General features: G+C 72.6%; 12 protein-coding genes. 4 read left to right on the top strand and 8 right to left on the bottom strand.

All coding sequences use genetic code 11. From position 1 onward, the window contains the following. Nucleotides 1-5: 5 nt before the first annotated feature. The 5 genes from BJP25_RS29280 to BJP25_RS29260 all read right to left on the bottom strand — a co-directional run bounded on the left by BJP25_RS29280 (nucleotide 6) and on the right by BJP25_RS29260 (nucleotide 6120). Complete coding sequence (locus BJP25_RS29280; protein WP_075978216.1) at nucleotides 6-956, bottom strand: ABC transporter permease; 951 nt, start codon at nucleotides 954-956, stop codon at nucleotides 6-8. Then, on the bottom strand, nucleotides 949-1878 hold the full coding sequence (locus BJP25_RS29275) for an ABC transporter permease (RefSeq protein WP_075978215.1): 930 nt from the start codon (nucleotides 1876-1878) through the stop codon (nucleotides 949-951). The genes BJP25_RS29280 and BJP25_RS29275 overlap by 8 nt, the downstream gene beginning before the upstream one ends. Before the next feature lie 84 nt (nucleotides 1879-1962). Beyond that, nucleotides 1963-3600: a peptide ABC transporter substrate-binding protein gene (locus tag BJP25_RS29270; protein ID WP_075978214.1), complete on the bottom strand. Its 1638-nt coding sequence runs from the start codon at nucleotides 3598-3600 to the stop codon at nucleotides 1963-1965. A gap of 251 nt (nucleotides 3601-3851) precedes the next feature. Continuing rightward, the gene (locus BJP25_RS29265) at nucleotides 3852-4796 is read right to left on the bottom strand and encodes a Ppx/GppA phosphatase family protein (RefSeq protein WP_075978213.1); all 945 of its coding nucleotides are present in this window, start codon (nucleotides 4794-4796) and stop codon (nucleotides 3852-3854) included. A 97-nt stretch (nucleotides 4797-4893) separates the two neighbouring features. Continuing rightward, nucleotides 4894-6120 (bottom strand): DUF6801 domain-containing protein, encoded by a 1227-nt coding sequence (locus tag BJP25_RS29260; protein ID WP_143219365.1) that lies wholly within the window; start codon nucleotides 6118-6120, stop codon nucleotides 4894-4896. Between the two features lie 732 nt (nucleotides 6121-6852). Between BJP25_RS29260 and BJP25_RS29255 the strand changes: the two genes are divergently transcribed. Beyond that, nucleotides 6853-8073, top strand: coding sequence for a lytic transglycosylase domain-containing protein (locus BJP25_RS29255; RefSeq protein ID WP_075978212.1), 1221 nt, complete (start codon nucleotides 6853-6855; stop codon nucleotides 8071-8073). Nucleotides 8074-8176: 103 nt separating this feature from the next. Here BJP25_RS29255 and BJP25_RS29250 read toward each other — a convergent pair whose 3' ends face one another. The 3 genes from BJP25_RS29250 to eno are packed head-to-tail and all read right to left on the bottom strand — an operon-like array spanning nucleotide 8177 to nucleotide 10488. Further along, nucleotides 8177-8659 (bottom strand): DUF501 domain-containing protein, encoded by a 483-nt coding sequence (locus BJP25_RS29250; protein WP_408607229.1) that lies wholly within the window; start codon nucleotides 8657-8659, stop codon nucleotides 8177-8179. Nucleotides 8660-8679: 20 nt separating this feature from the next. Then, nucleotides 8680-9198, bottom strand: coding sequence for an FtsB family cell division protein (locus BJP25_RS29245; RefSeq protein WP_075978210.1), 519 nt, complete (start codon nucleotides 9196-9198; stop codon nucleotides 8680-8682). A gap of 3 nt (nucleotides 9199-9201) precedes the next feature. Beyond that, entirely contained in the window at nucleotides 9202-10488 is a 1287-nt protein-coding gene (gene eno / locus BJP25_RS29240) for a phosphopyruvate hydratase (RefSeq protein WP_075978209.1), read from the bottom strand. Nucleotides 10489-10633: 145 nt separating this feature from the next. Here eno and BJP25_RS29235 point away from each other — a divergent pair, with 145 nt between their 5' ends. From BJP25_RS29235 to BJP25_RS29225, 3 genes are all read left to right on the top strand, one after another. Continuing rightward, nucleotides 10634-11017: a tetratricopeptide repeat protein gene (locus BJP25_RS29235; protein ID WP_075978208.1), complete on the top strand. Its 384-nt coding sequence runs from the start codon at nucleotides 10634-10636 to the stop codon at nucleotides 11015-11017. A gap of 121 nt (nucleotides 11018-11138) precedes the next feature. Beyond that, nucleotides 11139-11963 carry a class I SAM-dependent methyltransferase gene (locus tag BJP25_RS29230; RefSeq protein ID WP_075978207.1) on the top strand — a complete coding sequence of 275 codons (825 nt, stop codon included), beginning with the start codon at nucleotides 11139-11141 and terminating at the stop codon, nucleotides 11961-11963. 154 nt (nucleotides 11964-12117) lie between these two features. Beyond that, nucleotides 12118-12969 (top strand): lytic transglycosylase domain-containing protein, encoded by an 852-nt coding sequence (locus BJP25_RS29225; protein ID WP_233158327.1) that lies wholly within the window; start codon nucleotides 12118-12120, stop codon nucleotides 12967-12969. Nucleotides 12970-13212: the final 243 nt, after the last annotated feature.

Below are 13212 nucleotides of genomic sequence, written 5' to 3'. Positions count from 1 at the left end.
CCCGCTCACCTGCCCTTCGGGTCGAGCGCCTCGCGCACGGCGTCGCCCAGCATGACGAAGGCGAGCACGGTGGCGGTGAGGAACGCGGCGGGGAACAGCAGCGCGTGCGGGGCGACGCGGACGATGTCGCGCGAGTCGGCGATCATGACGCCCCAGGACACCACCGGCGCGCGCAGGCCGATGCCCAGGAACGACAGGGTGGCCTCGGCGCCGATGAACCCGCCGAGGGCGATGGTGGCGTACACCAGCACCGGGGCGACGGCGTTGGGCAGCAGGTGGCGCAGGATGACCCTGGCCGGGCTCGCGCCCAGCGCCCTGGCCGCCTTGACGTAGTCCTGCTGCTTGGCGGTGATGGCCGCCGAGCGGGTGATGCGCATGGCCACCGGCCAGGACAGCACCGAGATGCACAGGATGACCAGCAGCTCGATCTCCCACGCCTCGGTGGTGCTCGTGCGGTCGAGGCTGGCGAGGATGACGATGGCGCCGAGGACGAACGGCAGGCCGAAGAACACGTCGGCGACGCGCGACATCAGCCCGTCGAGCCAGCCGCCGAAGTACCCGGCGAGCAGGCCGAGCGCGCCGCCGATCAGCACAGTGAGCGCGGTCGCGCAGACGCCCACGACGATGGAGGCGCGGGCGCCGTGGATCACCCTGGCGAAGATGTCCGCGCCCTGGTTGTCGTAGCCGAACCAGGCCTGGGCGGACGGGCCGGTGCGGCTGCGCGAGAGCTCGGCGTAGTTGGGGTCGACCGAGGTGAACAGCGACGGGAACGCCGCCATCACCAGCACCACCGCGATCACCAGGGCGGAGATGAGGAACAGCGGGCGCCTGCGCAGGTCGTGCCAGGCGTCGGAGGCCAGGCTGCGGGTCTTGCCGGACCCGGCGTGCTCGGCCGCGGTGACGTACTCGTGGGCCTCGACCCCGGCGGCCGACGCCGCGGTGGACGGGTCAGTCATAGCGGATCCTCGGGTCGATGACGGCGTAGAGCAGGTCGACGAGCAGGTTCGACAGCAGGTAGACCAGCACCAGCAGGGTCACCACCCCGGTGACCACGACCCCGTCCTTGCCCAGGATGCCGTCGTAGACCAGGTTGCCGATGCCCTTGATGTCGAACACGCCCTCGGTGACGATCGCCCCGCCCATCAGCGCGCCGATGTCGGTGCCCAGGTAGGTCAGCACCGGGATGGCGGAGTTGCGCAGCAGGTGCACCCCGACCACGCGCGAGCCCGGCTGGCCCTTGGCGATGGCCGTGCGCACGTAGTCGGCCCGCCGGTTCTCGGCGATCGAGGCCCTGGTCAGCCGGGTCACGTAGGCCATCGACAGGCTGCCGAGCACGAACCCGGGGACGATGAGGTCCGCCCAGGGGGCGGGCGACTTCGACACCACCGGCTTGATCCAGCCGAGCTCGAAGCCGAAGAGGATCTGCAGGGCGAAGCCGGTGACGAACACCGGCAGCGAGATCAGGAACAGCGTGGAGACCAGCACCAGGTTGTCCAGGAACCCGCGGCCGCGCAGGCCGGTGAGGATGCCCGCGGCCAGGCCGATGACCGCCTCGATGAGCAGCGCCACCACCGCGAGCCGGATGGTGTTCGGGTAGGCCGCGCCGATGAGGTCACCGACGTCGAGGCCGCGGAAGGTCTGGCCGAAGTCGCCGGTGACCAGGTCGCCCAGGTAGCGCAGGTACTGCACGACCAGGGGTTCGTCGAGGTGGTAGCGCTCGCGCATGAGCGCGATGTAGGCGTCCGGGCACTGGCGCTCGCCGCACTTGCCGACGAACGGGTCGCCGGGCAGCTTCCAGACCAGCCAGTAGATGAGGAACGTGGTGCCGAGGAAGACCGGGACCAGCTGGAGCAGGCGGCGCAGGACGTAGCGGCCCATCAGCCCTCCCGGGGGTCGCCCCCCGCCGGGCGCGCGGCTCGCGCGCCCGGCGGGGGCGGGTGTGCTGTGCTCACGACCGGCGCGTCAGCCCGTGACCCGGATGGTGGTCAGGTCCAGGTCGCGCGAGGTGTTGAGGCGCACGTCGGCCACCCGCTCGGACCAGACGTACTGCGCGGTCTGGTTCCACAGCGGGATGACGGGCATGTCGTCGCGCAGCATGCGCTCGGCCTCCTGGTAGAGCGCGTTGCCCTGCTCCACGGTGGGCGCGGCGTCGGCCTTGGCCAGCAGCGCGTCGAGGGCCGGGTTGGAGTACTCGCCGTCGTTGGACGAGGCACCGGTGCGGTAGAGCTGGTTGAGGAAGTTCTCGATCGAGGGGTAGTCGGCGATCCAGCCGGTGCGGTAGGGGCCCTTCATCTGCCGGGCGTTCTGCGCCTTGCGGGTCTCGTCGAAGGTGGGGATGGGGGCGTAGACGCAGTCCAGGCCGATCGCGTTCTTGATGCTGTTGCAGGTGGCGGTGATCCAGTCCTTGTGCCCGCCGTCGTTGTTGGCCACCAGTTGCAGCTGCCCGGTGAACCCGGACTTGGCCAGGTACTGCTTGGCCTTGGCCGGGTCGTAGGTGCACAGGTCGGCGCACTGGCCCTTGACGTAGCCGGGGACCGCGGGGTTGACCCAGCCGTCGGCGGGGATGCGGGTGCCGTCGAAGATCTTGCTGGTGATCTCGTCGCGGTTGATCGCCAGCGAGATGGCCTTGTGCAGGTCGGCGTTGCGGTACTCGGGCACGTAGTACGGGAAGGAGATCGTCTGGTTGCCCATGTACGGGGTGGAGCCGTTGCGGCCGGGCAGGTCCTGCTTGTACTTGCCGCCCGCCAGCGCCGAGGTCGGCACGACCTCCAGGAAGTCCAGCTCCCCGGAGATCACCGCGGCGTAGGCGGCGTCCGGGGTCTCGTAGCTGCGCAGGACCAGGTCCTTGAACTTCGGCTTGCCCGCGCCGGGGTACTCGTCGAAGCGGGTCAGCTTGATCTCGGAGTTGGGCACCCGCGAGACGAACTTGAACGGGCCGTTGCCGATGGGGTTGGCCTCGAACTTCTTCGGGTCCGCGAAGTAGGCGTCGGGCAGCGGCAGGAACGCGTTGTAGCCCAGCTTGATCGGGAACACCGCGAAGGGCGCGCTGAGGGTGACGGTGAAGGTGTGCTGGTCGACGACCTTGAGCCCGGACATCTCCTTGGCGGTGGGCTCGGGCGCCTTCTGCGGCCCGTTGGTGCCGTCCGGGTCCTGGGTGTGCACGTCGGCGTAGCCCTGGATCTGCTCGAAGAAGCTCGCCGCCTGGAAGCCGTTGGGGCTGTAGGCGGTGGTGTTCCAGGCGTCGACGAAGTTCTTGGCGGTCACCTCGGTGCCGTCGTGCCACTTCCACCCGGTCTTGAGCTTGATCGTGAAGGTCTTGGAGTCGGTGGTGTCGATCGCGTCGGCCACCGCGTTGACCGAGTCGCCGGTGACCGGGTCGTAGGTGGTGAGGCCGGTGAACAGCGCGCGCACGACCCGGCTGCCACCCGACTCGGTGGTGTTGCCGGGGACCAGCGGGTTCTCCGGCTCGGTGTTGAACACGGTGATGGTCCCGTCGGCGCCGTCGGCCGCCGCGTCGTCACCACCCTGCCCGCACGCGGCGGTGGCGAGCGCCACCGCCAGCGTCACCGAGGACACCGCGATCCAGCGTGGTCTGCGCATGGGTCTCCCTCCCGGCTCGTCCGCCGGGGGTGCGCGGTGGCCCGCGCCCGCCCCGGCGGAAAGTGAGTGGAAGTTAACCGGCCGGGGTGAATCGGACACAGGCGGTCAGCGTCACAACCGGGTCACGATAATGCCCCGCTGCGCCGTTCGGCCCAGGCGCGCTGGTCCGCTCACCGGATGCCGGGATGCGTTGCGGCGGCGATAATCCCGGGCCGCGCACTACTCCACCCGGGCCAGGACGGGCCGCTGTTTCAGTCCAGTAGGGACAATGCGATGCCGTCGAGGATGTCGTGCTCGCTGACCACCACCTCGACCGCGGCGGAGTCGGCGAAGACCCGCTCGGCCAACGCATCCACGATGATGGCGCCACCGCCGATGACGTCGACGCGGCCCTCGTGCATCACCCCCACCGCGGCGCGCGCGGCCCGGTCGGCGCCGATGAGGAACGCCGTGGTCGCGGCCAGTTCCGCGGGCTTGAGGGCGGACAGGTGGATCTGCTCGGGGTCGTACGCCGGGAGTTCCTTGTGCGTTCCCGCGATGGTGGTGGCGGTGCCCGCCACGGCCACCCACGTGCGCGCGCGCTCGACGGGCACGGCGGCGAAGCCCCCGGCCAGCACCTCGCGCGCGATCGCCGCGGCGGCGGCGACCTCCGCCGGGGTGGGCGGGTCCGAGGGCAGGGCGCGCTCGGTGAGCCGCACGCAGCCGATGTCGGTGGACCGGGCGGCGAGCACGTCGGCGGTGGTGCCGTCCCAGGTGCCCAGCACCAGCTCGGTGGACCCGCCGCCGACGTCGGTGACCAGGAACGGGCCGTCGTCGGGGTCGAGGTCGCCCACCGCGCCGGTGAACGACAGCCTGGCCTCCTCGTCGCCGGTGATGACCTCGGCGGGGGCGCCGAGCAGGGCCTCGGTCATGGCGAAGAAGTCGTCCTTGTTCGCCGCGTCCCGGGTGGCGGAGGTGGCGACCATGCGGACCCGCTCGACGCCCTTGCGCCGCAGCACGCCCACGTAGTCGGTGAGCGCGGCCCTGGTGCGCGCCAGCGCGGCGTCGGAGATGCGGCCGGTGGCGTCCACGCCCTCCCCGAGGCGCACGACGCGCATCTCCCGGTGCAGGTCGCGGGTGACGCGGCCGTCGGCGACCTCGGCGACGAGGAGCCGGATGGAGTTCGTTCCGCAGTCGATGGCGGCGACCCTGCTCATGGCCCGATCCTAGTTCTCGCCCGCACCCCCGGTGCGCGCGACGGCGGACGCCCCCGGGTGCGCGCACCCGGGGGCGTCCTGGTGGACCGGCGTGGCATCAGCCCTTGGCGAGGGTGATGTCCAGGTTGTTGTACTGGCTGAAGACGAACGGGCCGATGAAGTCGTTCAGCGGGCCGCAGCCGTCGGCGCGGGTGAGGTTGTAGACCGAGGTCAGCTTGCCGCCGGAGGCCGAGAAGCCGGTGCCGGTGAGCTTGATGTCCGCGGGCTTCTGGGTCTTGCAGGTGTCGCCGGAGTAGATGGGCAGCCCGAAGACGCTGACGGTGGTCAGCTTGATGTACAGCGACTGGGTGAACGTGGCGCTGCCACCGGAGAGGGTGCCGCTGATGTCGCTGGTGGTCTCGAAGTCGATGTCCGCGGCCACCGGCAGCGCGCCTGCGATCTTGAAGTCGCCCTTGGTCTTGTTCAGCGCGAGCTTGCCGGTGAACTTGTCCCCGGCGAGCGTGCCGTCGACCGAGCCGGACAGCTGCACGGTGCCGCTGAGGCGCTTGAGCGTCGTCGAGCCGGTCAGGGCGAACTTCAGCGGGCCGCCCGGCGGGTTCGTCGGGGCCGTGGTCGTGGTGGTCACCGGGGGCGTGCTGGTGACCGGCGGGGTGGTGACCGGCGGGGTGGTGCTGACCGGGGGCATCGTCGTGGTCCCGTCACCGCCGGAGGTGACGGTGAAGGTGTGCAGGACCGCGTTCTGCCCGGCCACGAGCTTGCAGGCCGAGTCGAAGGTGCCCAGCCCGGTCTCCGCGCCGTCGGCGGTCTTCGGCGTCAGGGTCAGCTTGAGGTCGCCGACGGAGATCTTCGCGGAGCCCGGCGTGGCGAAGACCATCGAGGGGGCGCTGCCCTCGGCGGTGACGTCGAACGCGCCGGAGGCGGGGACGTTCGTCTTGGGCACGGTGATGGGCACGTCGACCGGCAGGGTGATGCCGGACGCCTCGACGCGGGCGGCGGCCTGCGCCGTGCCCTCGACGGTCTTGGCGCCGACCAGGACCAGGCCCTGCGTGGCGGTCTCGGGCACCGTGGTGACGGCCTTGACCACGATCGCGCCGGTCTGCTCGCCGACCGCGACCGAGGTGGGCAGGTCGGTGGAGATGACCGCCTTGATCTGCTGGTTGCCGATGAGCGGGAACGGGCAGTCGTAGTTGAGGGTCAGCGACACGGGCACGGCGCCCGCGCCCCCGGAGCCGAGCAGCAGCCCGGTGGCGACCAGGCCTGCCGCGGTCGCGGCACCGACGGCCGCCACGAGCGGCCGGGTGTACTTGCGAGGACTCACGGTCATCCTTCCTCGATATCTGCGGTGATACGAGACCGAATTTCGCTAGGTGAACGCGGTACCGGGGAAATGGCTCCACCCGATCCCGCCCGGCGCCAGACTAGGGCGTGGAGAGAACCGCGCACAACCGCACCGTTCATTTTGTCAGGCCGCCACCAAGCACCTTGGCGAGTCTTGTTCCGTGCGAAAGATGCGCAGGTGGGAGCCACATGAAACGGCCGCAAGCGATCCTGGTACTGGTTCTTACCCAAGCTCAGAAGCGTCCGGTACCGCTTGATATCGCAACGGTCGCCCAGTCGAAGCAACGAGCGTCGAAAAAAGCGCTCGCCTGCGCAGTCCCGCGCAAAGTCGTACCGCCGGTTCTGTCAGCCCGCGCGGGCGTCGGCAGGCGCGCACCGCCCCCGCGCGGGCGCGCGGGAGCCCGCGTCCGCGCACCCCCGTCGATCACGATGCGTGTCCGGTCCGGGGAGTTGACCCGGCGGTCAGTCCCGTCCATCACGGCGTCGTCACACGCGGTCCGGTAGGAACCGGGGACCGGAAAAGTTGTCGACCGCGGACTAACCGCCCCTGCGCTAAGGGGCAACAGGTGATGACTTCTGGGCTTACTTCCGGCGATCTTGTTTCAAGCCCGTGACTGAGTGCGATGCATGAGGCAGGGTGGGTGGCCGGAACGAGCCACCGGGCCGGATCGGATGACCGGCTCCGCGCCAGGAGCAGACGAGGGACGGAGTTCACGCTGTGAAGTCGGGCAAGGCGAGAGGCAAGCACAGGCACCAGCGGCCGAGGGCGCGGGGAGCGCTGGCGGCGGCGGGGGCGCTGCTGCTGGTCCCCGTGGTGGCCTCGGGGGAGCCCGCGAACCCGTTCGGCCAGTCCGAGGAGATCACCCCGGCGGCGCTGGCCTCGGGCGCGCTGGTCGAGCTGACCGACCCGCGCACGGTCGGGGCCGACGGCAGCGGTGGCGCGTCCACCCTGAGCGCGGCCGTGCTGGCCGCCGCGGGCAACCCGAACCTGCTCGCCTACGGCGCGGGCCCGGAGGTCTCCGCCCCCACCGGCGCGCTCGGCATCCCCGGCAACATGCTGCAGGCCTACCAGCGCGCGGCCCAGGCGATGGGCACCGCCCAGCCGGGCTGCCGGATGGACTGGCCGCTGCTGGCCTCCATCGGCCGCATCGAGTCCAACCACGCCCGCGGCGGGCGCACCGACGCGGCGGGCAAGACCGCCTCGCCGATCCTGGGCCCGGTGCTCAACGGCGCGGGCTTCGCCGCCATCGCCGACACCGACGGCGGCAAGTACGACGGCGACGCGCGGTGGGACCGCGCGGTCGGCCCGATGCAGTTCATCCCGTCGACCTGGCGCGGCTACGCCTCCGACGGCAACGGCGACGGCGAGACCGACCCCAACAACGTCTTCGACGCGGCCGTGGGCGCGGCGAAGTACCTGTGCTCGGGCGGGATGGACGTGTCCAACCCGCAGCAGCGCGCCACCGCGGTGTTCCGCTACAACCACTCCGACAGCTACGTGCGCACCGTGCTGATCTGGGCCGACGCCTACGCCAGGGGTGTCACCCCGATCGCGACCTCGCCGGTGACCGCGGTCGACGTGGCGCTGCCGAGCGCCCCCGGCGCCGTGGTGATCCCGCAGCCCGCGCCCCCGGCCCCGCCCGCCCCGCCGGTGCCCCCGGGCCCGCCGACCACGGTGCCCCCCACGACGTCGGTGCCGCCGACCACGGTGCCCCCGACGACGACCACCCCGCCGACCACGGTGCCGCCGACGACGACGCCGCCGACCTCGCAGCCGTGCACGACCACCCCGAGCGCGCCGCCCACCACCGGCCCGACGGCCACCACCGCGCCGTCGACTTGCGCGCCCAGCACCACCCCGTCCGCCCCGGCGAGCTCCACCGCGGGCTCGACGACCGGCGCTGCCCCCACCTCCGCGGTCACCTCGACCCCGAAGTAGGGCAGTGACGAACGAGTAGGGCACTGACGAACGAGCAAGGGCACGAACGCGAGGAGGCCCCGGGTGCGCGCACCCGGGGCCTCCTCGCGTCAGGTCGACCGGGTCAGCCCGCCGCGCACGCGCCGGTGGGCCACTGGTCGCGGATCAGCTCCAGCGCCTCGTCGCCGAACGGGTTCACCCCGGGGCCCTTGGCCAGCGCGTGCGCCACGTGCACGTGCAGGCACTTCACCCGACCCGGCATCCCGCCCGCGGTCACCTGGGTGCCCAGGGAACCCAGCGCGTCGCGCTCGGCCAGGTACGACTCGTGCGCGCGCAGGTAGGCCGCGGCCAGGTCCTCGTCGGTGGCCAGCCGCTCGGTCATCTCCTTCATCAGCCCGGTGGTCTCCAGGGTCGACACCGCGGAGTTCAACCGGGGGCAGGTCGAGTAGTACAGCGTGGGGAACGGGGTGCCGTCCTCCAGCCGCGGGTTCGTCTGGATCACCGCGGGGTGCCCGCTGGGGCACCGGGCCGCGACGGCCCTGATCGCGCGCGGCGCGCGGCCCAACTGCTCCGCCACCACGTCCAGGTCCGACTGCGCGACTGGCACTGCGCCCACTCCCGTTCCGCTCACTTCCCGTTCACCGAGTCCCAGAGGTCCTCGTACCACGCCCCGCGCCGCGGCGGGGCGGTGGTGGTCTGGTCGACCGGGCCGCCGCCGGTCTGGCCGGGCAGCTCCACCATGTACGGCGTCTCCCCCGGCATGACGTAGCGCAGCCGGGTGCGCGCCTCGGCCCGCACGTGCGCGGGGTCGGCCAGCTCCGCCCTGCGCCGCTCCAGCTCGTCGACCTCGCGGCGCAGGTCGGCCTGCTTCTGCTCCTGCGCGGCCACGTCCGAGCGCTGCGACAGGTAGGTGCGCAGCGGCACCGACACGCTCAGCGCCAGCGCGCACACCACCGTCGCGAACACCGCGGCGCGGCGGGTGGTCGAGAGCCCGAACAGGGCCGCGCGCGGCTTGCGCACCTCCGCCGCGGGGGCGGCGGGCACCGGGTCGGGCACCGAGGCGCCGACCCGGCGGCGCCGGACGCGGGTGGATGTCCGGGCGGGCGCGCTGCGCCCCCGCCCGCGCTCGCCCCCGCGCCCGGCCACGGCTCAGCCCTCCGGGGTGAAGCGCGGGAAGGCGAGGTCGCCCGCGTAGCGCGCGGCGTCGCCCAGGGTCTCCTCGATGCGCAGCAGCTGGTTGTACTTGGCCGTGCGCTCGCCGCGGGCCGGGGCACCGGTCTTGATCTGGCCGACGCCGGTGGCCACGGCCAGGTCGGCGATGGTGGTGTCCTCGGTCTCGCCGGAGCGGTGGCTCATCATGCTGCGGTAGCCGTACTGGGTGGCCAGGTTGACCGCGTCCAGGGTCTCCGACAGGGTGCCGATCTGGTTGACCTTGACCAGCAGGGCGTTGCCCGCGCGGCGGGCGATGCCCTCCTCCAGGCGGTCGGGGTTGGTGACGAACAGGTCGTCGCCGACCAGCTGCACGCGCTCGCCGATCTCGGCGGTCAGCCGCACCCAGCCGTCCCAGTCGTCCTCGGCCAGCGGGTCCTCGATGGAGACCAGCGGGTAGGCGTCGAGCAGCTCGCCGTAGTAGGCGGCCAGCTGCTCGGCGGACTTCTTCGCGCCCTCGAAGGTGTAGGCGCCGTCGGAGTAGAACTCGGTGGCGGCCACGTCCAGCGCCAGCGCCACGTCCCGGCCCGCGGTGTAGCCCGCCTTGCCGATGGCCTCCAGGATCAGGTCCAGCGCCTCGCGGTTGTTGCCCAGGCTCGGGGCGAAGCCGCCCTCGTCGCCCAGGCCGGTGGCCAGGCCCTTGGCCTTGAGCACCGACTTGAGCGCGTGGTAGACCTCCGCGCCCCAGCGCAGGCCCTCGCGGAAGCTCTCCGCGCCGATCGGCGCGATCATGAACTCCTGGATGTCGACGTCGGTGTCGGCGTGCGCGCCGCCGTTGAGGATGTTGAGCATCGGCACCGGCAGCACGTGCGCGTTCGGCCCGCCCAGGTACCGGAACAGCTCCAGGCCGGAGGACTCCGCGGCGGCCTTGGCGACCGCGAGCGAGACGCCGAGGATGGCGTTGGCGCCCAGCCGGGACTTGTCCGGGGTGCCGTCGAGGTCGACCAGCTTCTGGTCGACGATGCGCTGGTCCACCGCGTCCACGCCGGTCAGCTCGGGGCCGATCTCGTCGAGCACGGCGGTGACCGCCTTCTCCACGCCCTTGCCCAGGTAGCGCCCGGTGTCGCCGTCGCGCAGCTCGACGGCCTCGTGCTCACCGGTCGAGGCGCCGGAGGGCACCGCCGCCCTGGCCAGGGTGCCGTCGTCGAGCGCGACCTCGACCTCGACCGTGGGGTTGCCCCGCGAGTCCAGGATCTCGCGCGCGCCGACCTGCTCGATGACCGCCACGTGGTACTCCTCACAACGTCGCTGTTCCGCCCGTCCGAGCCTAGCGGGGCAGGCCCGCGGCGCGCGGGAGGCGTGGCTCACCCAGCGTCACCACCCCGGCGGCGGGTGGGCCGAGGGGGTCCCGCGGCGTAGTGTCGACCGGACGATGAGCGAACAGCCAGCGAACCCGGTCGCGGCCTTCCGGCACGCGGAGACCCTGGTCGACCAGCGCCGCCCCCTCGACGCGCTGGCCGCCCTGGCGCCGCTGCTCGACGCCGACCCGGACGCCCCCAGCGTGCTGCAGCTGGCCGGGCGGGCGTACCTGGGGTCGGCGCAGCTGCGCCGGGCCGAGGCGGCGTTCCGCCGGGTCCTGGAGCTCGACCCCACCGACCACTACGCCCTGTTCGCCCTGGGCAAGGCGCTCCAGCGGCAGAGCAGGCTCACCGAGGCGCACACCCAGCTGCGGATGGCGGTGGCGATGAGCCCGCTGCCGGAGTACCAGGAGGCGCTGGGCGAGGTGTCCGCGCGCATCTCCGTCGAACGCGGCTGACCAGGACACGCCTGAGCAGAACGCCGCTGAGCAGAACGCCGCTGGGCCGAGCGCCGCTGGACCGGGCGCGCCCGCCGACCGGCGGTGCCGCAGACAGAGCGGACCCGGGCAGGATGCCCGCATGGACCCCGCCACCTCCGCGATGATCGATGCCATCGAGGCCAACTGGGACGCCCGCACCCCGGTGCACGTCGCCAGCCGGTTCTACGACGTGCCCGGCCGCGACCCGGCCGACTGGTTCGCCGACTTCGAGTGGGCCGACCTCGGCGACCTGACAGACAAGCGGGTCGCGCACCTGCAGTGCCACATCGGGTCGGAGACCCTGGCCTTCGCCGCGCGCGGCGCCGAGGCGACCGGCCTGGACATCTCCGGCGAGTCGGTGAAGGCGGCGCGGGCCATCGCCGCCGAGAAGGGCCTCGCCGTCGACTACGTCAAGGCCGACGTGCACGACGCGGTGTCCGCGCTGGGCGCGGGTGCCTTCGACGTCGTCTACACCGGCAAGGGCGCGGTCTGCTACCTGCCCGACCTGGACCTGTGGGCCGAGCAGGTGGCCGGGCTGCTCACGCCGGGCGGCACCTTCTACCTGGTGGAGTTCCACCCGCTGCTCAACGCGCTGGGCCCGGTACCGCCGCCGGACGGCGACGAGTCGCTGCTGCTGCGCCACGACTACCTCGGCGGCCGCGGCCCGATCCCGCGCGACGGCGCGCACACCTACACCGACGGCCCGGCGCTGCCCGAGCCCGTGCCGCACGTGGAGTGGGCGCACGGCCTCGGCGCGGTGGTGACGGCGCTGGTCGGCGCGGGCCTGCGGATCGACCTGCTGCGCGAGACCGAGCGGCTGCCCTGGCCGCGCTGGTCGTCGATGGGCCCCTCCGGCAGCTGGTTCGCCCTGCCCGAGGGGGCGCCGCGGATCCCGCTCATCTACGCCCTGCGCGCCCGCCGCTGACCCGTCCGGCCCAGCGGGACCGGTGTGCGGGTGGGAATTTTCGTTTTCCCGCTATCGTGTTTGCGCTGGTGGGCTGGGGGGTACCCCGGCGTACTGCCGGTATGACCCCCCAGCCGGGTCGGATCGGGGGCCGCGGGGACGTAGCCTGGATTTCGTGGCCGCCACCCCGACACCCCCGCCGACCACGTTCCCGGAAGCTCCCACGCCCGGGGCGCCGCCGCCCCCACCCCGGCCCCGCCGCCGCTGGGTGGCCAGGGTGGGTGCCCTGGTCGTGCTGCTGGCGTTCGGCACCGGCGCGGTGGTCGTGGTGTGGAAGGCGACCGAGCCCCAGCCGCCGCGGCCGCGTGCCTACCGGTTCGCGGTGCCGGAGGTCGCGGTGGCACCGGGCACCGCCGCCCCCACCGCCAGCCCCGTCCCCGGCAACGACCGCACCGCCTGGGTGCAGCGGATGGCCGACCTGACCGACATGCCCGCCAGGACCGTGCAGGCCTACGTCACCGCCGAGGACCGCACCCGGGCCGCCACCCCCGGCTGCAACCTCACCTGGACCACCCTCGCGGGCGTCGGCCGGGTCGAGTCCCACCACGGCGAGTACGACGGCACCGACGTCGCCCAGGACGGCACCCTCACCAAGCCCATCGTCGGCGTCCCCCTCGACGGCTCCCCCGGCGTCCAGGCCATCCCCGACACCGACGGCGGCCGCCTCGACGGCGACCCGGTCTGGGACCGCGCCGTGGGCTCCATGCAGTTCCTCCCCGCCACCTGGGCCAGGTGGTCCCAGCGCGCCAACGCCGACGGCCAACCCCCCAACCCCCAGAACGTCGACGACGCGGCCCTCACCGCCGCCCGCTACCTCTGCGCCAGCGGCGGCGACCTCGCCACCGGCCCCGGCTGGTGGAAGGCCGTCCTCACCTACAACGCCTCCACCAAGTACGCCCGGGACGTCTTCAGCGGCGCCGAGGCCTACGCCCGCAAGTCCGACGAGGTAGTCCGCGGCAACCGCTGACCCCCCGCCCTGACTGTCGACAATCGACAGACGGCAATCAGCCGTCGGCCATCGGCCCTTCGTCTTCTCCCACAACGCAACCACCTAGACCGCAGGAAGTCCGGCTACAGCACTGCGCAGCGCTTTTCTGTGCCCACAAGGCAACCACCCACGCAGCAGGAAGCCCGGCTACGCCCCTGCTCGATGCGGTGGTCCTGTTTGGCTGGGGTGGGCGATCATGTGCTACCCACGGCGGGGGGTGGG

Origin of the sequence: Actinokineospora bangkokensis (genome assembly GCF_001940455.1) — a bacterium.
Classification (GTDB): Bacteria; Actinomycetota; Actinomycetes; order Mycobacteriales; family Pseudonocardiaceae; genus Actinokineospora; species Actinokineospora bangkokensis.
The sequence above is the reverse complement of the archived record's forward strand: the minus strand, read 5'-3'. Positions and strand labels throughout refer to the sequence as shown.

Excerpts from the sequence above, each read along its gene's own strand:
- BJP25_RS29260 (WP_143219365.1), bottom strand. The coding sequence starts at position 6,120 with ATGACCGTGAGTCCTCGCAAGTACACCCGGCCGCTCGTGGCGGCCGTC.
- BJP25_RS29235 (WP_075978208.1), top strand. The coding sequence starts at position 10,634 with ATGAGCGAACAGCCAGCGAACCCGGTCGCGGCCTTCCGGCACGCGGAG.
- BJP25_RS29230 (WP_075978207.1), top strand. The coding sequence starts at position 11,139 with ATGGACCCCGCCACCTCCGCGATGATCGATGCCATCGAGGCCAACTGG.
- BJP25_RS29275 (WP_075978215.1), bottom strand. The coding sequence starts at position 1,878 with ATGGGCCGCTACGTCCTGCGCCGCCTGCTCCAGCTGGTCCCGGTCTTC.
- BJP25_RS29280 (WP_075978216.1), bottom strand. The coding sequence starts at position 956 with ATGACTGACCCGTCCACCGCGGCGTCGGCCGCCGGGGTCGAGGCCCAC.
- BJP25_RS29265 (WP_075978213.1), bottom strand. The coding sequence starts at position 4,796 with ATGAGCAGGGTCGCCGCCATCGACTGCGGAACGAACTCCATCCGGCTC.
- BJP25_RS29270 (WP_075978214.1), bottom strand. The coding sequence starts at position 3,600 with ATGCGCAGACCACGCTGGATCGCGGTGTCCTCGGTGACGCTGGCGGTG.